Here is a 19,867-nt window from a genome sequence, read left to right as displayed (position 1 = left end):
TTGCGGAATCTGGCTCATGAGTTCTCATCCAACGGATGGTGCGGTAGCCGGTCAATCGCGAACCCGGGGCTCTCCAGTGCCTCTTCAGCGCGTCACGAGCGAGGCCACGGCGGAATTCAACCTCTCGAGAGGTGATCGAGAAGAGCTCGACCGCCCCGGCCGGGCCTCCGATTCAGTGCTACGTTTCCTGGCGTCCCCGAGTGCGTTCTCATGGGCCAACCCATGCCCCTGCGCGGGTGCTGCGGCCGTGTGGCACTCGCGTCATCGACCATGGGGGAACGGTTTATCCAATGTGCGGTCTATGCGGTTTCATCAGCACGAAGGCGATTCCCGCCGAGGCCCCTGAACTCAGGTCCATGCAGAGCGCGATCCGCCATCGCGGCCCTGATTTCTTCGGCTCCCACGTGGAGGAGAACGTCGCTTTCGGCTTTGCCCGCCTGGCCATCAACGACCCGGCCGGCGGCCGGCAGCCGATGTACAGCGAGGACGGCCAGGTGGTCGCCATGACCACCGGGGAGATCTACAACCACCGTGACCTCAGGCGGCAGTTGACGGCGCGGGGCCATGTCTTCAAGACCACCTGCGACACGGAGGTCGTCCCCCACCTGTACGAGGAGTACGGCAGCGATTTCGTCCGCAGGCTGGACGGACAGTTCGCCCTCGTGCTCTACGACCGCCGCGAGCGTCTCTTCCTCGGTGCCCGGGACCACTTCGGGGTCACTCCGCTGTTCTACACCAGCACCGGCGACACCCTGGTGTTCGCCTCCGAGATCAAGGCGATCCTCCAGCACCCGGCGGTGGAACGGGAGGTGGACCCCGTAGGCCTGGACCAGGTCCTGACGCTGCCCGGCCTGGTCAGCCCGCGCACCATGTTCCGGGGGGTGCGCAGCGTCCCGCCGGGCACCACCGTGCTGTGCCGCCTCGGCGAGCAGCCACGGGAACAGCGCTACTGGGACCTCGTCTATCCCCGCGCCGACGAGCCCGTGGAACGGCACAGCGAGCGCCACTACGCCGAACGCCTGGAGGAACTCCTCGTCAAGTCCGTCGAGAAACGCCTCCTCTCCGACGTGGGCGTGGGCCTGTACCTGAGCGGCGGCCTCGACTCGTCGCTGGTCGGCGCCATCATGCGGCGGCTGATGCCGGACGCGGACATCCCGTCGTTCTCCGCGGCCTTCCCCGAGCGGGAGCTGTCGGAGGCCGACCACCAGCGCACGATGAGCCGCGCGCTGCGTACCGAGCACCACGAACGGTTCATCCACGGCGACGAGATCAGCGAACGGCTTCCCCAGGTGATCCGGCACACCGAGTGCCCCCTGAAGGAGTCCTTCGACGCCGCTGCCATGGCGCTGTCGGAGACCGTCCACGACAACGGCGTCAAGGTGGTGCTGACCGGCCAGGGGGCCGACGAGTTCTTCGGCGGCTACATCGGCTACCGCTTCGACCAGGTACGCGGCGGCCGGGTGACCGGCTTCGGGCCGGAGGAGCTGCGCGAGGCCGAACTGCGGGCCCGGGTGTGGGGGGACGAGAACTTCTTCTACGAGGGGGACGACGTCGCCTTCCGCGCCACCAAGCGCGGCCTGTACGCGGACGGCCTCCTGGAGGACTTCCCGGACATCGACTGCCTGGAGCACCCGCTGCTCGACCGGGAACGCCTGGTGGGACTGCACCCCCTGCACCGTCGCTCGTACATCGACCTCAAGGTGCGGCTCGCCGACCACCTCCTGGGCGACCACGGCGACCGGATGGCCTTCGCCAACTCCGTGGAGAGCCGGCACCCCTTCCTCGACCGCGAGCTGGTGGAGTTCCTGGCCACCGTGCCACCCGACCTCAAACTGCGGGGTCTCGAGGAGAAGTACCTGCTCAAACAGGTCGCCCGCGACTGGATCCCGGCATCGATCGTGGACCGCGAGAAGTTCGGCTTCACCGCACCGGGAAGCCCCTACCTCCTGCGTCAGCAGGACGAACTCGTCGAGTCCCTCCTCGACCCCGTGCGGATCAAGGCGGACGGCTACTTCGACCCGGCGGCCGTCGCGCGACTCGTCGAGGAGTACTCCCGGCCCGGATTCCGGATCAACGTCCCCTTCGAAAGAGACCTGCTGATGACTGTCATCACGTTCAACCTCCTGCTCGACGAGTACGACCTGCCGCGGCGGGGCCGGTGATGGGGGCCCTGAAGGACGGTCCGGTCGTCGTCGGGATCTCCGCACACTTCCACGACTCCGCCGTCGCCGTGCTCGTCGGCGGCGAACTGGTCAACGCGGCGCACGAGGAGCGCTTCACCCGCATCAAGCAGGACCCCGGCATTCCGTACCGGGCGCTGCGGCACTGTCTGGACGAGGCCGGGCTCTCCATCGCCGACGTCGACTGCGTGGCGTACTACGAGGACCCGGTCAAGAAGCTCGACCGGCAGCTGTGGATGGGGCTGCCGAAGGTGCCCGACACCCGGCCGGAAGCGCTCTTCCGGCTCGACGCCGACCGGCCCCGCCGTGACATCCGGGAGGTCCTCGGTTTCGACGGCCGCCTCGAGATAGTCGAGCACCACCTCTCGCACGCGGCCAGCGCCTACTACTACTCCGGCTTCCCCGACGCCGCCGTCCTCACCGTCGACGCGGTCGGCGAGTGGGCCACCACCACGTGGGGCCGGGGCGACGGCGACCGGCTCGACCTGGTCGACGAGGTCCGCTTCCCGCACTCCCTCGGCCTGCTGTACTCGACGATCACCGGACACCTCGGGTTCGAGGTCAACGAGGGCGAGTACAAAGTGATGGGCCTCGCCCCGTACGGAGAGCCCCGGTTCGCCGACCGGGTACGGCGGCTGATCACGGTCACCGACGACGGCACCTTCTCCCTGGACCTGTCCTACTTCGACTTCCGCAACCCCGACGGCATGGGCACCGAGCGGCTCACCGAGCTGCTCCAGGTGCCGCCCAGGGAACCGGAGTCGGAGATCGAGCAGATCCACTGCGACCTCGCCCGCAGCCTCCAGCTGGTCACCGAGGAGACCCTGCTCGCCCTCGCCGCCCGTGCCCGGCGCCTGGTGCCCAGCGACCGGCTGTGCATGGCCGGCGGCGTGGCGCTCAACGTGGTGGCCACGCGCCGTGTCGTCGAAGAGGGGCCGTTCAAGGAGGTTTTCGTGCAGCCGGCCGCGGGTGACGCCGGCGGCAGTCTCGGCGCGGCGGCGGTGGCCCATCAGCGGATCACCGGCAGCCGGATCTCCCCGGCCCGGATGCGCTCGGCCCTGCTCAGCCCGCCGGTTCCCGCAGCCGAGGTGGCCGGCACGCTTCGGGCGGCGGGCCCCCGGGGCTTCCTGGACTTCAGCGGCCGCGAGCCGGAGCTGCTCGACGCCGTCGCCGAACGGCTCGCCGCGGGGAAGGTCATCGGGTGGTACCACGGCCGGATGGAGTTCGGGCCGCGGGCGCTCGGCGGACGGTCCATCCTCGCCGACCCACGCGGGTCCGACATGCGCGACCGCATCAACGCCTCCGTCAAGATGCGGGAGGCCTTCCGGCCCTTCGCGCCCGCCGTACTCGCCGAGAAGGCGGCCGAGCACTTCCGGCTCGACCACGCCTCGCCGTTCATGCTGGAGACGTGTGAGGTGATCTCGCCCCTGGATCTGCCGGCCATCACCCATGTGGACCGCTCCGCCCGGGTGCAGACCGTCACCGCGGCCGACAACGGCCGCTTCTACCGCCTGATCAAGGCGTTCGAGGCACGGACCGACTGCCCCATCGTCCTGAACACCTCGTTCAACCTGCGCGGCGAGCCGATCGTCTGCACGCCGCAGGACGCGCTGCTGTGCTTCCTGCGCTCGGCCATCGACTGCCTGGTGCTCGAGGACTTCGTGATCGACCGGGAGAACCTGCCCACCGCCTGGCGCACCTGGTTCGAAGGAACCCGCCCGCCGCGCGCGTCGGTGGTCAGCGACTCCGTCTACACCCTCCTCTAGGCGAAGGCAGTCCCATGAGCACTCATGACCTGAACCGCGTCTACACCCGGCGCCTCAGCGAGCTGCTGTCGGGTGAGAACGGCACCCTGGCCCTGGCGCTGCTGCAGAAACTCGGCACAGCCGGCCCCACCGACCGGCCCGCACCCGTGCCGGTGCCCTCCGCGGACCCGGACACGGTCGGGGTGTGGCGCCGTGCGGGGCAGGAGTACGTCCGCGATCCCGGCCGGCGTGACCACTGGCGGTACTGGGCGGATCTGGACCGGCTGCCGCTCACGCCCGGCCACCGCCGGACCGTGGTCCTCGGCGAGTCCGCCGCGCGCGGCTACTTCTACGACCCGGCCTTCAGCTTCGCCGGCGTCCTGGGCGAGATGCTCACCTCGGTCCCGGGGCTCGCCGACGTCGACGTCCTGGACCTGGCCCGCACCAACGCCGACTTCGGCGACCTGGAGCAGGTGCTCCTGGACTCGGCCGGCCTGCGGCCCGACGCCCTGGTCGTGTTCGCGGGCAACAACTGGAACAACATCGACCTGACGCCGCATCAGACGCAGCAGCTGGCCGAGGCCCTGCGCGAGGGCGGCTACCCGGCCGCCGGGCGGCTCTTCCAGGACTACGTCGTGGAGCGTTCGGGCCGCTTCCTCGACCTCCTGGCGGCGACCGCCGCCGACTGCGGCGCACCGGTGACCCTGGTCGTCCCCGAGTTCAACCTCGCCGACTGGGAGGACGAGCGTTCCCTGGTGTGTCCCGCCCTGCCCGGCGACGCCGGGGCACGCTGGCTGCGGCTGCGGGACCGTACGCTCGACGCGCTGGAGGCACGCCGCTACGAGGAGGCGCTGCGCCTGGCCCGCGAGCTGACCCGGCTCGACGGCGGCACCAGCCCGGTCAGCGGGCGTCTGCTCGCCCGCGCCGCCGCCACGTGCGGTGACGAGGCGACCCGCGAACAGGCCCTCGTGACCGCCAAGGACGCTGCCGTCGGCCTGTTCACCCTCCACTCGCCCCGCGTCCTCGCCGTCGTCCAGGCCGAGATGCGCCGCAAGGCGCGGGAACACGGCTTCCACCTCGTCGACCTGTCCCGGCTCTTCCGCGGGGCGGCCGACGGCGCCCTGCCCGGCCGGCGCTTCCTCCTCGACTACTGCCACCTCTCCTTCGAGGGGCTCGCCCTGGCCGCCGCCGCCACCGCCGCGGCCACCGCCCCCGCGCTGGGCGGCACGGCACCCGCGCAGGCCGACCTGGTCCGCGCGACGAGCGAACCGACCCCCGCCCAGGCCGCGGCCGCCCATCTACTGGCCGCCGTGCACAACGCCCACTACGGCCAGCCCGCCGAGCTGCTGCGCCACCACCTGGAGCGGGCGCTGGAGCTCGACGCCGGAATCGCGCCGCGCATCGAGGACTACCTCGACTACCAGACCCGCACCGCGCCGCACTGGATGTGCGCCAGCTACGAACGGTCCGCCGTCCTGCCGCAGTTCGCCCGCTATCTCGTGGCCGGCGACACCCGCCTGACCGGCAAGCTCGCCGACCACACGCTGCGCGAGACCATGGTGGAGGTCCTGGCCGCGGCGGGCGTGGACGTGCGGGACCGGTACGAGGAGCTGCTCATCGCCGAGCACGCCGGCGGCACCGTGGACCTCCTGGCCGACCACGCACAGGCGGCCACCTTCGGCGAACGCATGGGAGCGGCCATCGGCAGCGGGGCGGCGTACCTGCTGGCCCGTGACCTGACCAGCGAGTTCCACCTCGTCGTCGACGATCCCGCGGACACCGTGCTCACGCTCACCTGGCGGCTGCCGCGGCCCCGTACGGGCGAGGCCGCCGTCACCCTCGCCGTGAACGGCAAGCCGTGCGCCGAGGAGCGGCTCGGCGACACCTGGACGAAGAGCTCGCTCACCGTGCCCGCCGCACTGCTGCGCCGGGGCCGGAACGTGCTGAGCATCGCCTGGCCCCTGCCCGAGGCGTCCGGGGACGAGCAGATCGCCGCGGGGGCGACGGCCCTGGAGCGCGGGGCGCTGCCGCGAAGCCTGCCGGCCCACGGACACGTCTTCGCGTTCACCGCCCACACGTCCCCCGTGCGGGAGGCCTCCTGACATGGCAACGGCCCAGCGGTCTCCGCGCTCGGGAACGGGAGTCACCATGCGTTTCGGCATCATGTTCTTCGCCTCCGCCACCGGCGACGCCCACGAGACGTACCGCACGATGGTGGACGCCGCCCGGCTCGCCGACGACGGCGGACTCGACGCCGTGTGGACCCCGGAACGGCACTTCGACACGTTCGGCGGTGTCTTCCCCAATCCGGCGCTCACCAGCGCGGCGCTCGCCATGGTGACGAACAGGGTGCAGCTGCGGGCCGGGAGCCTCATCTCGCCCCTGCACCACACCGTCCGGGTGGCCGAGGACTGGTCCGTGGTCGACAACCTGTCCGGCGGGCGCGCCGCCATCTCCTTCGGCGCGGGCTGGAACACCAACGACTTCGTGCTGAGCCCGGCGTCCTACGCCAACCGGCGCGACGTCATGCTCGAACAGCTGCGGACCGTACGGACGTTGTGGCGCGGAGCCACGGTCGAACTGCCCAACGGCGCACAGCGGCCCACCACGGTACGGCTGCACCCGGTACCCGTGCAGCGGGACCTGCCGGTATGGCTGACCTCGTCGGGCAACGTCCAGACCTTCGAGGACGCGGGCGCGCTCGGCGTCAACGTCCTCACCCACCTCATCGGCCAGGACCTGGACCAGCTCCGGGAAAAGATCGACGTGTACCGCAAGGCCCGCGCCGAGCACGGTCACCGTGCCGAGGACGGCATCGTCTCGCTGATGCTCCACACCCACCTCGACACCGACACCGAGACGGCCGTCGCCCGCTCCCGCGCCCCCTTCCGCGAGTACCTGCGCTCCGCCGTCGGCCTGGAACGGCAGGCCGCGGGCGGCGGCGGCACCATCAGCGGCGGCCTCTCGCTGCCGGACGAGGACATCCCGGAGGACCTGATCGAGGAACTCCTCGACGTCACCTACGAGCGCTATCTGCACCAGGGCTCCCTGATCGGCTCCCCCGACAGCTGCGCCGCCATGGTCGAACGGCTCGCCGCCACCGGCGTCGACGAGGTGGCCTGTCTCGTCGACTTCGGCCTGCCGGCCGAGAGCATCCTGGCCGGCATCACCCCGCTGTGCGCCCTCGCGGACCGGCACCGCTGACCACCGCCGCCCCGTCCACCGCCGCGAAGGAGAGCACACCGTGCCGAACCGAGCGCCCACCGGCCGCGCGGCCTCCCGGCTGCGCACGATGGCCGACACCCTCATGCTGGGCAGGCGGGAGACCCGGCTGCTGCTGCTGACCGCCGGTGTCGACTCCTTCGGGACGGGCCTGTACAGCGCGACGTCCATCCTGTTCTTCACCCTGGTACGGCACTTCTCCGTCGCCTCCGTCGGCCTTGGCATCTCGGCGGGCAGCGTCTGTGCCCTGCTCATCAGTCCGCAGATCGGGCGCCTGGCCGACCGGCTGGGCGCCCATCGGGCCCTGATGATGCTCTTCCTCGTCCGCGCCGCCGGCTACAGCCTGTATCTGCTGGCCAGGCCGTACTGGGCGTTCGTCCTGCTCACCTGCCTGGTCTCCACGGCCGACCGGGCCAGCCCCGCCATCAACCAGAGCCTGATGGGCGCCCTGTTCGGTGAACGCGACCGGGCGACCATCCTCGGCACGGTGTTCTCCGTGCGCAACGCCGCCATCGTGGTGGGCTCGATCACCGCGACCGTACCGGTCATGCTCGACTCGCCGTCGTTGTACGAGGCGTGCGTCCTGGCCAACGCCGCCTCCTTCATCGCCGCCGCGGCCCTGCTCGTGCGGATGCGGGCGAGCGCCGAACAGGCCACCGGAACCGCCCGGAACGGCACCGGGCGGCCCGGCACGGCCGGTGTCCGCTCCCCCCTGCGCAGCCCCGCCTATCTGCTGATCACGGCCGTCAACGCGGCCCTGCTGACCCACAACACCATCCTCACGCTGGTGCTGCCGCTGTGGATCACCTCGCACACCCACGCGCCCCGCTGGACGCTGACCGCCCTCCTCGCGCTCAACGGAGCCCTCGCCATGCTGGCCCAGGTGCCGGTGAACCGCCGCTTCGCCAGCTACCGGGCGGCCGTCGGCGCGTCCGCGCTCAGCGGTGTGGCGATCGGCGTGGCCTGTCTGGTGTATGCGGCCTCCGGGGCCGTCACGAGCGCCCTCGGGGCCACCACGCTGCTCCTCCTGGCGATTCTGGCCCACTCGGCGGGCGAGTGCCTGCACATCGCCAGCACCCCGCTGTCCTTCTCCCTGTCCCCGCCGCAGGCCCGCGGCCGCTACCTGACCTTCTACAACCTCGGCCGGGTGGGTCAGGACCTGGTGGGCCCGGTACTGCTCGGCACCGCCCTGCTGCACCACACCTGGGCGTGGTGGGCCGTCGCCGCCGTGGTCGCCGCCGCCGGCGCCCTGCCCCGCCTGCTGCTGCGCGGACCCGAACCGGTGTGGGAGACCCCCGTCCGCGCCGCCGTGGCGGACAGCGGTTCGCCCGGCCCTCTCACTTCTCAGGGACACGACCATGCAGATCAATGAGGTGTACCAAGCAGCCGAGCGGATCCGCGGGCGTGTGGTGCGCACCCCTGTGCTCACCCTGCCCGAACTCGACGCGGAGCTCGGCACGCGGATCTTCCTGAAGGCCGAACTGCACCAGGTCACCGGCGCGTTCAAGATCCGCGGCGCGCTGAACAAGCTGCTGACCCTGCCACCCGAGGCGATACGCAAGGGCGTTGTCGCGGCATCCTCCGGCAACCACGGCCGGGCCGTCGCGACGCTCGCCCGCACCCTCGGCGTACCCGCCGTCCTCGTCCTGCCCGCCGACGCGCCGGCCGTGAAGATCGAGGCGGTACGCCGGGAAGGTGCCCGGGTCGTCCGCTACGACCCGGTGCGCGACGACCGTGACGCGCTCACCGCCGCCATCGCCGCCGAGGAGGGCATGCAGATCCTGCCCTCCTCCGACGACCCGGCGGTGGCCGCCGGTCACGGCACGCTCGCCCTCGAACTGCTCGACGCGACCGGCCCCCTGGACCGGCTCGTCGTCCCGGTCGGCGGCGGTGGGCTGGCGGCGGGCTGCGCCACCGTGGTCAAGACGCTGTGCCCGGCCATCGAGGTCATCGGCGTCGAGCCGCGCGGCGGCGACGACACCGCGCGGTCGCTGCGTGCCGGGCACCGGGTGTCCGTGCCCACCCCGGACACACTGGCCGACGGACTGCGCCACCAGACCCCCGGCCGGTTCACCTTCGACGTCAACCGCCGTCTGCTGGACGACGTCGTCACCGTCGACGACGACGAGATCGCCGCGGGCATGGCCGAGCTGTGGCGGCACGGCCGCCTCGTCGTGGAACCCAGCGGGGCCTGCGCGCTGGCCGCGGTCCTCGCCCGGCGCCCGGACCCCGCCGGCCAGCGCGTCGGCGTCGTGCTGTCGGGAGGGAACGTGGACGAGGAACGCTTTCACCGGATCATCGCCCCGCACGTGGACCGCTCCTATGCCCCGGCGCTCTGACCTCACGTCCGTCCTCGTCCTCGCGGGCGGCGGGGCGGACCTCGCAGCCGGTGCCGCCGAGGCCTGCCGGACCCTGGCGCAGCAGGGGGTGCGCACCGTCCTGCTGGGCTCCGACCCGGCAGTGCTCGCCGCCGCCGCCGACGCCGCCCACACCACGTACGCCGAACCTCTCACCCCTTGGTTCGTGGAGCAGGTCATCGCCCGCGAACGGCCGGACGCGGTCCTCGCCGACCTGGGCGGGGCCGCCGCGCGCGATGTGGTGGGGGCCCTGTGCTCGGCGGGGGTGCGCGAGAACCACGACGTCGAGTTCATCGGCGCGGACCAGGTCACCGCGTGCGGCGCCGAGGGGCTGCGCGCCGCGCGCGCGGCGGCGCGCGCGTGCGGCGCCGAGACCGACGCGGGCCGGGAGAACGCCAGGCGAGGGTGGCGGGAGTTCGACGTCCAGGTGCTGCGCGACCGGGAGGGCGGAACCCGCGCCCTGTGCGCCGCCGAACGCGTCGACGCGGTGGGCGCGGACGCCCTGTTCTCGGTCACCCCGCCGCAGACACCGGCAGCCGGGCAGCTCCGCCGCCTGACGGACCTCGCCCGCGCCGTGGCTGGGGCCCTGCCGGCCGCCGCCGGGGCGCTGAGCGTGCGGATCGCGCTCAGCCCCGACGGGCGGCGCTCGGCCCTGGTCGAGCCGCGGCCCGGCGAACCCTGGACCGTGCAGGGAGCGGTCACGGCCGACGGGCAGTCGCTCGGCGGCCTGGTCGCACGCCTCGCCGTCGGCGAGACCGTGGACGAGCTCGGGCTGCCGCCCGACGGGGGCCCGGGCCTCGTCACGGTGAGCGTGCCGCGCCTCGGCGGGAGCCCCGGGGCCGTCACCGCCCGGGGCGCCGGCTTCCGCGACGCCTTCAACAAGGCGTTGGAGCTGGCGGTTCCGGCCGGCGGCGAACCACCGTGGTGCGAACCGGCCGGCGACCCGGCCGCCCTCCTGGCCGGGCTGCGCGTCCCGGCCCCCGACCGGATCGCCACGCTCGTGCGGGCCCTCGGCTCCGGCGCCGAACCCGCCGACGTCGCCCGGGCCACCGGCATCCACCCCTGGTTCCTGAGCGAACTGTCCGCCCTGCACCGCACCGCCGCTGACCTCGGCCGCGCCCGCCCGCTCACCCGGGACGTCCTGCTCCGGGCCAAGCGGCAGGGCTTCGGGGACCGCCGGATCGCCGCCCTGAGCGGCCTGCCGGAGCAGGTGGTGCGCGGGGTACGCCACACGATCGGCCTGCGCCCCGGTCATCCGGCGGCGCACGCCACCCGGAGCTCGGTGTATCCCGGCGGGCGGTCCCGGGTCACCGGTGACGGCCGCGATGCGGTGCTGGTGCTGGGCCCGGGGGCCTGGACCGGCGAGGGAGCGAGCCACTCCTGCCGCCAGGCCGCCCTCGCCCTGCGCGCGGCCGGCTGGGCGCCCGTGCTCATCGCCTCCGACCCCCGGACGCTGTCCGCCGCCCGGAACGCCTTCGACCGCGGCTATCTGGAGCCGCCCACAGCCGAGGCCGTCCTGGAGGCCGTGGCGGCCGAACGCCGGGCGGGTCCCGTCGCCGCGGTGCTCGGCCAGTTCGGCGGCGCCGCCGCGGTGGCTCTGGCTCGCGAACTGCAGGACAGCGGCGCCCCGTTGAGCGACCTGTCCGCCTCTGTGGCCGGCCTGGTCACCGACCCGGAGGCGCTCGGCCGGGCGCTGGCCGGCGCCGGGCTGCGCACCGTGGCCCTGCGTGCCGCCGCGTCCCTGACCGAGGCCCTGGCCGTCGCCGGCGAACTCGGCTACCCCGTCATCGTCACCGGCCCGCACGAGTCCGGCCGCGCGACGCGGCGCACCGCCGTCGACCCGACCGCCCTCGCGCACCTCCTGCGCGGGTACCCCCAGGGCCGGCCGGTCCTCGTCGAGCGCGCCCTGCGGGCCTGCGTCGAACTGGGCGTGGACGCGCTGTACGACGGCTGGGAACTCGTCCTGGCCGGCGTGTTCGAGTACCTCGACGACGACCACGACGACGCCCCCGTGTGCGCGCTGCCCCCGGTCTCCCTCGGTTCCGGCGGCGTCGCCCGGCTGGCCGAGGCGACCGAACGGGCCGCCCGGGCGCTGGGGCTGCGCGGTGCGCTGAGTGTCCGCTTCGCGTCGGCCGGTGACGCGTTGTACGTCAGGGACGTCGTCCCCGGCACCGCGCACACCGCACCGTTCACCACGGTGGCCACCCGGGTGCCCCTGGCGGCGGCCGCCGCCCGCATCGCGACGGGTGCCGGCCTGGCGGAACTGCGGGCCGAGGGGCTGCTGCAGGCGGAGGGGCCGCGGGCGGCCGCGGGCGCCGGCACGCGGGTGTTCGTGCGGGCCCCCGGCGACGGGAACGGAGGCGTCCTGACGGCGGCGGGGCCCGAGTTCGGGGCCGCCTACGCCAAGTACCTCATCGGCCGGTACGGTTCACTGCCCACCAAGGGCCGGGCCTACCTCTCCGTCGCCGGCCAGGACCTGAGGTCCCTGATCCTGCCCGCCCGCAGGCTCACCTCCTACGGCTTCGAACTGTTGGCCGACGGCGACACCTTCCGCGCACTGCGCCGCGCGGGCGTGCCCGCCACGGTCCTGCCTCCGGTCGCGCATCCGGAACCCACCGTCGTACGGCTGCTGCGCGCGGGCCAGCTCGATCTGGTGCTCAGCGCCCCCGGCCCGGCGGGCGACCGGGAGGAGGCCACCGCCGTACGCATCGCCGCGGCACGCCAGGGCGTGCCCTGCTTCGCGGGCGTCGCTGCCCTGAGTGCGGGCGTGCAGGCCATCGGCGCCGTCCTGGACGAGCGGGTCGGGGTGGCCCCGCTGTACGAACGGGACGGGCCGTCGTCGGTTCTGCACACCTACCATGAAACGGCCCGGATCGCCGCCCGCCCACCCGACAGGCCGACGGCACCGCTTCCCCCTGTCCAGTAAGGAACCACGGCATGACCGCCCCGCACGCCTTCCCCCTGGAGCCCACCTCGATCCATGTGTCCGACGAGGTCCTCGATGACCTGCGCGCCCGTCTCGCACTGACCCGTCCGCCGCTGGACGAGGGGAACGGGGACTGGTCCTACGGCGTCCCGGACAGCTGTCTCCGTGAGCTGGTCGCCTACTGGCGGGACGGCTACGACTGGCGCAAGGCCGAGACCGCCATCAACGCCTACGAGCACTACGAGGCGAGCGTCGCCGGTGTCCCGGTGCACTTCATGCGCAAGCCCGGCCGCGGCCCCCGCCCGATCCCGTTGATCCTCACCCACGGCTGGCCGTGGACGTTCTGGCACTGGTCGAAGGTGATCGACCCGCTCGCCGACCCGGCCGCGTTCGGCGGTGACCCCGCCGACGCGTTCGACGTCATCGTGCCGTCCCTGCCCGGTTTCGGTTTCCCCGGTCCGCTCACCGGCTTTCCGGACGTCAACTTCTGGAAGGTCTCCGACCTCTGGCACACCCTGATGACCGAGACCCTGGGATACGAGAAGTACGCCGCCGGGGGCTGCGACATCGGCGGGATCGTCTCCAGCCAGCTCGGCCACAAGTACGCCGACGCGCTGTACGGCATCCACATCGGCTCCGGGTTGCCGCTCGACTTCTTCACCGGCCCCCGCGCCTGGGACTTCGCCCGGAATCGGCCCCTCACCGACGACCAGCCCGCCGACGTCCGCGCCCGCATCATCGAGCTGGACCGCCGCTCGGCCTCCCACCTCGCCGTGCACATGCTCGACGGTGCCACCCTGGCCCACGGGCTGAGCGACTCACCCGCCGGACTGCTCGCCTGGCTGCTGGAGCGCTGGAACGCCTGGAGCGACAACGGCGGCGACCTCGAATCCGTCTTCACCAAGGACGACCTGCTCACCCACGCCACGATCTACTGGGTGAACAACTCCATCGCCACGTCGATGCGTTACTACGCCAACGCCAACCGCTACCCCTGGGCCCCCGCCCATGACCGCACCCCGGTCGTTCAGGCTCCGGTCGGCCTCACCTTCGTCACGTACGAGAACCCGCCCGGCGTCCACACCGCCGACGAGCGCGTCCGGGCGTTCAAGTCCGGCCCGCAGGCCGATTGGTTCAACCACGTCAACGTCAACGCCCACGATCACGGCGGCCACTTCATCCCCTGGGAGAACCCCGACGCCTGGGTGAGCGACCTGCGCCGCACCTTCCACGGCCGCAGGCCCTGAACGACCCTGCGGGCTCGCTGCCGGGGCCGCCTCCACCGATGCCACCACCGAGCGGCTGAATCCACGGGCCGGGCGGCGTGGCCGGGCGGGTGTGGGCCGGCGGCTCGGAGCAGGGTGGTCGGTACTGCCGTCGTCGAGGAGGACTCATGATGCGTCGTGTCGTCACCGTCCTGGCCGTTGTCGTTGCCGGGCTGATGCCGTTCGCGGTATCGGCCGCGGCGCAGGACGGTCGTGGACATGCCGAGAGCAGCGACTGGAACGTCCCACTCACCAACATCGGCCTGCTGTAGTGCCGAGTCCAGCCCCGGGAACGAGTCGAGCTTCTCCTGGATCACGCAGGGGATTCTGCGAGGGGCACGCCGCAACGAACGTGATCACCAAAGGGTGCGCAGCGGCGGCGCAGGTGAGTACACCCCGGTATCCCCTCCGTGGACGGATCCGACCCTGAGTGGCTACTCCCCGTCGACATGGGGCCGGATCTCCACCGTGAAGGCCGCGTCCTCGGGACCGGCGCCTTCCTCACCCTCCCAGACGGTCACGCGCACGTGCTGCTGGCCGGTGCCGTTCGCCGTCCACTCGGTCACCAGGTCAGTGACGACGAGTGCGGCAACGTACTCGTCGTTCTCGGCCGGGTCGTCGGTGGTGATGGTCCCCCGCCACCGGTCGGGGTAGTCACCGTAGGGTCGCCAGCCGGCCGAGCCGTGCGGCTCGTCCACCCGGTACGCCCAGCGCATCTCGGTGCTCATGGCACCGATCCTCCCACCACCCTCGGGACTGCGCCTGCCGCCGTGCAGACGTTCCTCTCACGATGCTTCGTGCAGGTCGGAGGGGTTGCACGAGTAGCGTACCCGGATCCTCAGTCGCTTCGGTCGCTGCCTGTCCCGAAGGGACGAGGGCATCCGCCTGCGGCAGCAGCGCGTTGCGGCGCGGGCCGCCCGCACGGCCCACGACTACTTCGTGCAGGCCTTCGTCAGTTCTCCGGCCGAGTCCTTGACCGGGCTGAGGTCAGGGCTCTTGTTGCCCTTCTCGATGGACACGCGGACGTTGTCCACGGCCCGGCCGAGATCGTCGACCGCCTTGTTCACGTCGACGTTGTCGGTCTGGTGGCCGATGGCCTTCAGGTTCTTGTCGATGGGGTCGAAGTACGTGCCGGCCTTCGAGGGTTCCAGCGCCGCGTCCCGTGCCGCCTGCTGGAGGTCGGTGACGCTGTCGGCGATGGCGTTGGCGGTGCGCACGCAGTCCAGCGCGCGGTGGGCGGCGTCGCAGCCTGTGGCGAGCACGGCGGTGAGTGCGACGGCGGCCGCGGCGGTGACGGCTGCGGCACGGTCCCGTCGTAAGCGACGGCTGGGCGTCATAGTGGGGTTCCCTCCCTGGTACGGCCGGCCGGGCGCAGGGTGCTGGACCGGGCGCCCGAGCCCATGGTGGCGCCGGTGGAGATGCCGGGGTGCTCCCGTCCACGCGGCCTGGATCGACGTTCTGTCACCTCTCGAGCCGGGCCGTGGCCCGTACCGCGCGGGCCGGTCGGCGCCTGGCTGCCGGACCTCACACCACGCCCTGCGCCAGCATCGCCTCCGCCACCCGCTCGAAGCCCGCGATGTTCGCGCCCGCCACATAGTCGCCGGGCACGCCGTAGCGCTCGGCGGTCTGCCAGCACAGGTCGTGGATCTCCCGCATGACCGTGGCCAGTTCGCTCTCCACACGCTGCCGGGACCAGGACTCGCGGCCGCTGTTCTGCCGCATCTCCAGCGCGCTGACCGCGACACCGCCGGCGTTGGCCGCCTTGCCCGGCCCGAACGCCACCCCGGCGTCCCGCAGCACGCCGGCCGCCGCCGGGGTCACCGGCATGTTCGCGCCCTCCGACACCGCCTTCACCCCGCCGCGCACCAGCGCCAGCGCATCGGCGGCGTCCAGCTCGTTCTGGGTCGCCGACGGCAGCGCCACATCGGCCGGAACCTCCCACACCGAGCCGCCCGGCACGAACACCGCGGAACCGCCCCGGCGTTCGGCGTAGTCCCGCACCCGGCCCCGCTCGACCTCCTTGACCTGCTTGAGGAGGTCGAGGTCGATGCCCTTGTCGTCCACGACATAACCGTCGGAGTCGGACACCGTGATCGCCCGTGCGCCCAGCTCGTGCAACTTCTCCACGGTGTACAGGGCGACATTGCCGGAGCCGGAGACCAGCACCTGCTGCCCCGGGAGGTCCTCGCCGCGCCGGCGCAGCATCTCGGCCGCGAACAGCACGTTGCCGTATCCGGTGGCCTCCACCCGCCCGGCCGAGCCGCCCCAGCCCACGCCCTTGCCCGTGAGGACGCCCGCCTCCCAGCGGTTGGTGATGCGCCGGTACTGGCCGAACAGGTAGCCGATCTCCCGGCCGCCCACACCGATGTCGCCGGCCGGTACGTCCGTACGGTCGCCGATGTGCCGGTACAGCTCCGTCATGAACGACTGGCAGAACCGCATCACCTCGGCGTCCGAGCGGCCGCGCGGGTCGAAGTCGCTGCCGCCCTTGCCGCCGCCGATGCCGAGACCGGTCAGCGCGTTCTTGAAGATCTGCTCGAAGCCCAGGAACTTCACGATGCCGAGGTTCACCGAGGGGTGGAAGCGCAGGCCGCCCTTGTAGGGGCCGAGGGCGCTGTTGAACTCCACCCGGAAACCCCGGTTCACCCGTACGCGGCCCGTGTCGTCCACCCATGGCACCCGGAACAGCAGCTGCCGCTCCGGCTCGCAGATCCGCTCGACCAGGGCCGCATCCGCCAGCTCCGGCCGTGCCGCCAGTACCGGCGCCAGAGACTCCAGGACCTCCCGCGCGGCCTGGTGGAACTCCGGCTCCGCCGGGTTGCGGCGGACGACCTCGGCGTAGACGGCGTCGAGCCTTTCGCGTGCGGATGCTTCTGTCATGGCAACCTCTTTCGGCCGGGTCGAGCGGACGGGGCGGAAGCGGGCGGCTCACCGGTGCGGGGCGGTCACCCTCCGTCCGGCCTGTGGTACGGCCCGGCGGACGGTCCGGACTCACCTGCGCTGCCGTGGCCCTGTGGCCTCACCCTGCCGCCGTCCGCTATGACGTCGCCGGAGCGGGAGACGACCGGGCCGTGCCGCTCCGGACCGTCGTCACCCACCAGAGGCCGGGGAGCAGGCGGGGACGGCCGGTGGTGAGCTGGTCGTGCCGTTGACCGAGGCGGCCACGCCTTTTGGTTCGGGCGGCACTTGGCGGTTGGTGACCCGTCTGCCGGGGCTGGAGCCGGCGGTTCCTGCCGAGGACATCGCCTGGCGGGAGGACATGCACATCGGCGGACCGCGGGCGCTGCCGGTGCGCTGGTCGTAGGAGCCGTGGCCGCCGGCCGCTCAGCAGGTGATGTTGTTCCCCGGCCGTGAGGCGGGTACGGCCGGGGGTCCGGGTCGTGAGGACCGGCAGGACGGCTCGGCGGTCCTGCCGGGAGTGCGGTGATCCGCTGCCGCGGACGACGGCGACAGGAACGGCCGGGCACCGGACCGTGCCGACCAGAGGTCATGGCCGGCCGGCGATCAGGGCTTCGACTCCGTCGAGGATCCGGGCGAGGCCGAATTCCAGCGGGTCGGTGCCGTCGGGGTCGAAGGCGCCCTCGGCGACCGCCTTGGTCAGCGCCGGGTAGCGGTCGGCGTGCCGGGCGAGCAGTTCGGCGGTGAGCCGGTTCCACTCCCGATCCTGTTCCTCGTCGTAGTCGCCCTGCTGCTGGGCCAGGTTGCGCACGAGTCCGATCAGCAGCAGGAAGACCTGGTGGCGCTGGGCGCCACCGAGCCCGGTGGGTTCCAGGGCGGCGAGTGCCGCGTCGAGCCAGCGCAGCTGATGGGGGCCCATCTTCTGACGGCGCATACCGGTGGCGGCGAGCAGCCATGGGTGGGCCGCGTAGACGCCGGCGCACTGCAGGGTCCACTCGCGTGCGGCGGCCCTCCAGTCGCCGTCCGGCACCCCGGACAGGTCCGGAGCCTCGGCCAGCGCCAACTCCACCATCAGCTCGACGAGTTCGGTCCTGCCAGGGACGTACCGGTACAGGGCCATGGCCGAGAGGCCGAAGCCGGAGGCGACCTTGTTCATGGAGAGGGCGTCCAGCCCGTCGGCGTCCGCGAGCGCGACGGCGGCGGCGGCGATCCGCTGCGGGTTGAGACTCGGCTTGGGGCCCCGGGTGGGCGGCTCCTGCTCCCCCCACAACAGCGCGAGGCTCGCTCGCGCATCGCGCGGTTCGTGCTGCTTCTTGGCGTTCCGGCCGGCCATGGGCCCTCCCCTTCGATGTCCGCTCGGGCGAAGCCTGTTGACTCCACCCACCAACTGTATATACCGTAAACACATCTGCTGACGACATAAACAGTTTAGGGGGAACACCATGCTGCTGACCTATCGGGCGCTGAAGCGCCGCGCCCTCGCCAGGAAGCTCGCGATCACCACCCCGAACGGCATCGACGAGTCCTCCTACGTCCGCATCGGCGGCATCGACCAGTGGATCTCGATCCGCGGCGAGGACCTGTCGAACCCGGTGATCCTGGAGGTCCACGGCGGCCCCGGCGCCTCCAACCTGGTCTTCACCCCGCGCACCCGCGCCTGGGAGCGGCACTTCACGATCGTCCGCTGGGACATGCGGGGCGCCGGCAAGACCTTTGCGGCGGGCGGCCCCGAGGGCCAGGGCGAGATGACCCTCGACCGCGTCTACCAGGACGCGCTGGAGGTCACCCACCACATCCGCGCCCGGCTCGGCGTCGACCGGCTCCTCCTCGTCGCCAACAGCTTCGGCACGGTCACCGGGCTGCGTCTGGCCCGCGACCACCCCGAGCTGTACTCGGCGTACGTCGGCACCGACCAGAACATCATGGAGGGCGGCCGCAACACCTCGCCGTACGAGGCGCTGCTGGCCCGCCTGGAGAAGGCGGGGAAGCGCAAGGAGCTGGCGCGGATGGTGTCGATCGGCCCGGACCGCTCGGCCTGGTCGCCGCAGGAGTGGTCGGAGTACGCGAAGACCGTGGTCACGACCGACCCGCTGACCTACGACACCATGAAGACGGTCGTCATCCGCTCCCTGTGGTTCTCCCCGTTCCACTCCCTGCGCGGCCTGCGGGCTTATCTGAAGGGGATGACCTTCTCCGAGCAGCTCGGCCCGCAGGGGACGACGATCGACGAGTACGCCGACGGGACCGCCTTCAGCATCCCGTTCTTCCTCTTCCAGGGCGACAGCGACGTCCTCACCCCGCCGGAACCGGCTCGCGGCTACTGGGAGGAAGTCACCGCGCCGGTCAAGGACTTCGCCCTCATCCGGGATGCGAGCCACTTCGCGTCCTTCCGCCACCCCGACCAGTTCCTGGAGCTGATGCTGGCCAAGGTGCGGCCGGTGGTGACCGGGGAAACCACAGGACGACCCGCAGGGCGGTGAGCCGACCGGCGGCACGGCCGGATGGTCCCGGCTCGTCCGTGACCTCGGTGACGCCATAGCCGCGGGCGGGCCCGAGGCCGAGGACGAGGCGCCGGGGGGGCTCTCTCGAACGCTTCCGGGCGGCGTTGGAGGGCATCATCCGAACCTACGGGCCGGGCTGATCCGGACGTTCACCGGCCGCTCCGAGGACAGCCTGGACCGGCACGTGGTGGACAGCCTCGGCGCCTTCTACCAGGTCATGCTCAACGGGCTCATGATGCAACTGCTGTTCGATCCCCATGCCGCACCCGACGCCGAGCGGCTCACCGATGGGCTGCGCCAAGTGATGGAACTGGCACGGCGGACGGACTGAGCCGGTCCGCCGGCGCGCGGCGGATGCGACGCCGGCCCCGGTCCGGGGCCGTGGCGTCGTCGGCGTGCCGTCAGTGGCTTCCGGCGCTGTGTCTCGTACGGCCGCCTGCAACACCGACGCCTCCGACCGGATGACCGTCAGCCTCTCCTTCGGCTCGGACTCCGCGGCCCTGGCCCCGTGCGGGCGGACCGGGCAGGAGCAGGCGGTGCGGGAGGCGTTCGCCGTCCACGGCTGGGAGGCTCCCGGCGGAGCTCGGGCCGTACGTCGCCGAGGACCAGGGCAAGGGTGTGCAGGGTGCCTCTTCTCAGCCGACGACGGTCCAGGTGTCGCCGCCGGCGAGGAGTGCGGCGAGGTCGCCCTTGCCCTTCTGCTCGATGGCGGTGTCGAGCTGGTCGGCCATGGCGGTGTCGTAGACGGGGCGGTCGACCGAGCGGAAGACGCC

General features: G+C 72.4%; 16 protein-coding genes and 1 pseudogene. 12 read left to right on the top strand and 5 right to left on the bottom strand.

The features are described from left to right. The first annotated feature begins 290 nt into the window (after nt 1–290). The 9 genes from asnB to ACWDEN_RS42190 all read left to right on the top strand — a co-directional run bounded on the left by asnB (nt 291) and on the right by ACWDEN_RS42190 (nt 13,967). Nucleotides 291–2,162, top strand: a complete 1,872-nt coding sequence (gene asnB, locus ACWDEN_RS42230) for an asparagine synthase (glutamine-hydrolyzing) (protein WP_351610571.1) — start codon at nt 291–293, stop codon at nt 2,160–2,162. Then, nucleotides 2,162–3,946 (top strand): carbamoyltransferase family protein, encoded by a 1,785-nt coding sequence (locus tag ACWDEN_RS42225; RefSeq protein WP_351610573.1) that lies wholly within the window; start codon nt 2,162–2,164, stop codon nt 3,944–3,946. The genes asnB and ACWDEN_RS42225 overlap by 1 nt, the downstream gene beginning before the upstream one ends. A 14-nt stretch (nt 3,947–3,960) precedes the next feature. Next, nucleotides 3,961–6,027, top strand: coding sequence for a hypothetical protein (locus ACWDEN_RS42220; protein WP_351610575.1), 2,067 nt, complete (start codon nt 3,961–3,963; stop codon nt 6,025–6,027). Between the two features lie 46 nt (nt 6,028–6,073). Further along, nucleotides 6,074–7,129 (top strand): MupA/Atu3671 family FMN-dependent luciferase-like monooxygenase, encoded by a 1,056-nt coding sequence (locus ACWDEN_RS42215; protein WP_450863238.1) that lies wholly within the window; start codon nt 6,074–6,076, stop codon nt 7,127–7,129. Between the two features lie 40 nt (nt 7,130–7,169). Next, nucleotides 7,170–8,519, top strand: coding sequence for an MFS transporter (locus ACWDEN_RS42210; protein ID WP_450863236.1), 1,350 nt, complete (start codon nt 7,170–7,172; stop codon nt 8,517–8,519). Beyond that, nucleotides 8,506–9,486, top strand: a complete 981-nt coding sequence (locus ACWDEN_RS42205; RefSeq protein ID WP_450863234.1) for a threonine ammonia-lyase — start codon at nt 8,506–8,508, stop codon at nt 9,484–9,486. Before ACWDEN_RS42210 ends, ACWDEN_RS42205 begins: the two co-directional genes overlap by 14 nt. Next, nucleotides 9,470–12,430, top strand: a complete 2,961-nt coding sequence (locus ACWDEN_RS42200) for a carbamoyl phosphate synthase preATP-grasp domain-containing protein (RefSeq protein WP_450863232.1) — start codon at nt 9,470–9,472, stop codon at nt 12,428–12,430. The genes ACWDEN_RS42205 and ACWDEN_RS42200 overlap by 17 nt, the downstream gene beginning before the upstream one ends. Nucleotides 12,431–12,441: 11 nt before the next feature. Next, on the top strand, nt 12,442–13,677 hold the full coding sequence (locus ACWDEN_RS42195) for an epoxide hydrolase family protein (RefSeq protein ID WP_450863230.1): 1,236 nt from the start codon (nt 12,442–12,444) through the stop codon (nt 13,675–13,677). A 146-nt stretch (nt 13,678–13,823) separates the two neighbouring features. Continuing rightward, nucleotides 13,824–13,967 (top strand): hypothetical protein, encoded by a 144-nt coding sequence (locus ACWDEN_RS42190; RefSeq protein ID WP_351610590.1) that lies wholly within the window; start codon nt 13,824–13,826, stop codon nt 13,965–13,967. Between the two features lie 162 nt (nt 13,968–14,129). Here ACWDEN_RS42190 and ACWDEN_RS42185 read toward each other — a convergent pair whose 3' ends face one another. From ACWDEN_RS42185 to gdhA, 3 genes are all read right to left on the bottom strand, one after another. Next, nucleotides 14,130–14,423, bottom strand: a complete 294-nt coding sequence (locus ACWDEN_RS42185) for a hypothetical protein (protein WP_351610592.1) — start codon at nt 14,421–14,423, stop codon at nt 14,130–14,132. A 204-nt stretch (nt 14,424–14,627) separates the two neighbouring features. Next, the gene (locus ACWDEN_RS42180; RefSeq protein ID WP_450863228.1) at nt 14,628–15,032 is read right to left on the bottom strand and encodes a hypothetical protein; all 405 of its coding nucleotides are present in this window, start codon (nt 15,030–15,032) and stop codon (nt 14,628–14,630) included. Between the two features lie 187 nt (nt 15,033–15,219). After that, nucleotides 15,220–16,575 carry an NADP-specific glutamate dehydrogenase gene (gene gdhA, locus ACWDEN_RS42175; RefSeq protein WP_351610597.1) on the bottom strand — a complete coding sequence of 452 codons (1,356 nt, stop codon included), beginning with the start codon at nt 16,573–16,575 and terminating at the stop codon, nt 15,220–15,222. Nucleotides 16,576–16,837: 262 nt separating this feature from the next. Between gdhA and ACWDEN_RS42170 the strand changes: the two genes are divergently transcribed. Further along, nucleotides 16,838–16,999, top strand: coding sequence for a hypothetical protein (locus ACWDEN_RS42170; protein ID WP_351610598.1), 162 nt, complete (start codon nt 16,838–16,840; stop codon nt 16,997–16,999). Between the two features lie 183 nt (nt 17,000–17,182). Here the strand turns inward: ACWDEN_RS42170 and ACWDEN_RS42165 are convergent, their stop codons facing one another. Then, entirely contained in the window at nt 17,183–17,926 is a 744-nt protein-coding gene (locus ACWDEN_RS42165) for a TetR/AcrR family transcriptional regulator C-terminal domain-containing protein (RefSeq protein ID WP_351610601.1), read from the bottom strand. 109 nt (nt 17,927–18,035) lie between these two features. On the opposite strand from ACWDEN_RS42165, the gene ACWDEN_RS42160 reads away from it, so the two are divergent. Both ACWDEN_RS42160 and ACWDEN_RS42155 read left to right on the top strand, forming a co-directional pair. Beyond that, a complete protein-coding gene (locus tag ACWDEN_RS42160) occupies nt 18,036–19,073 on the top strand; it encodes an alpha/beta fold hydrolase (protein WP_351610603.1) in 1,038 nt (345 codons plus the stop codon). Between the two features lie 205 nt (nt 19,074–19,278). After that, nucleotides 19,279–19,425: a hypothetical protein gene (locus tag ACWDEN_RS42155; RefSeq protein ID WP_351610605.1), complete on the top strand. Its 147-nt coding sequence runs from the start codon at nt 19,279–19,281 to the stop codon at nt 19,423–19,425. A 304-nt stretch (nt 19,426–19,729) separates the two neighbouring features. Here ACWDEN_RS42155 and ACWDEN_RS42150 read toward each other — a convergent pair. Further along, nucleotides 19,730–19,867 (bottom strand): annotated as a pseudogene (locus ACWDEN_RS42150) (2-oxoacid:ferredoxin oxidoreductase subunit beta); the annotation flags it as partial.

Source organism: Streptomyces sp. NPDC001153 (assembly GCF_053598315.1).
The sequence above is the reverse complement of the archived record's forward strand: the minus strand, read 5'-3'. Positions and strand labels throughout refer to the sequence as shown.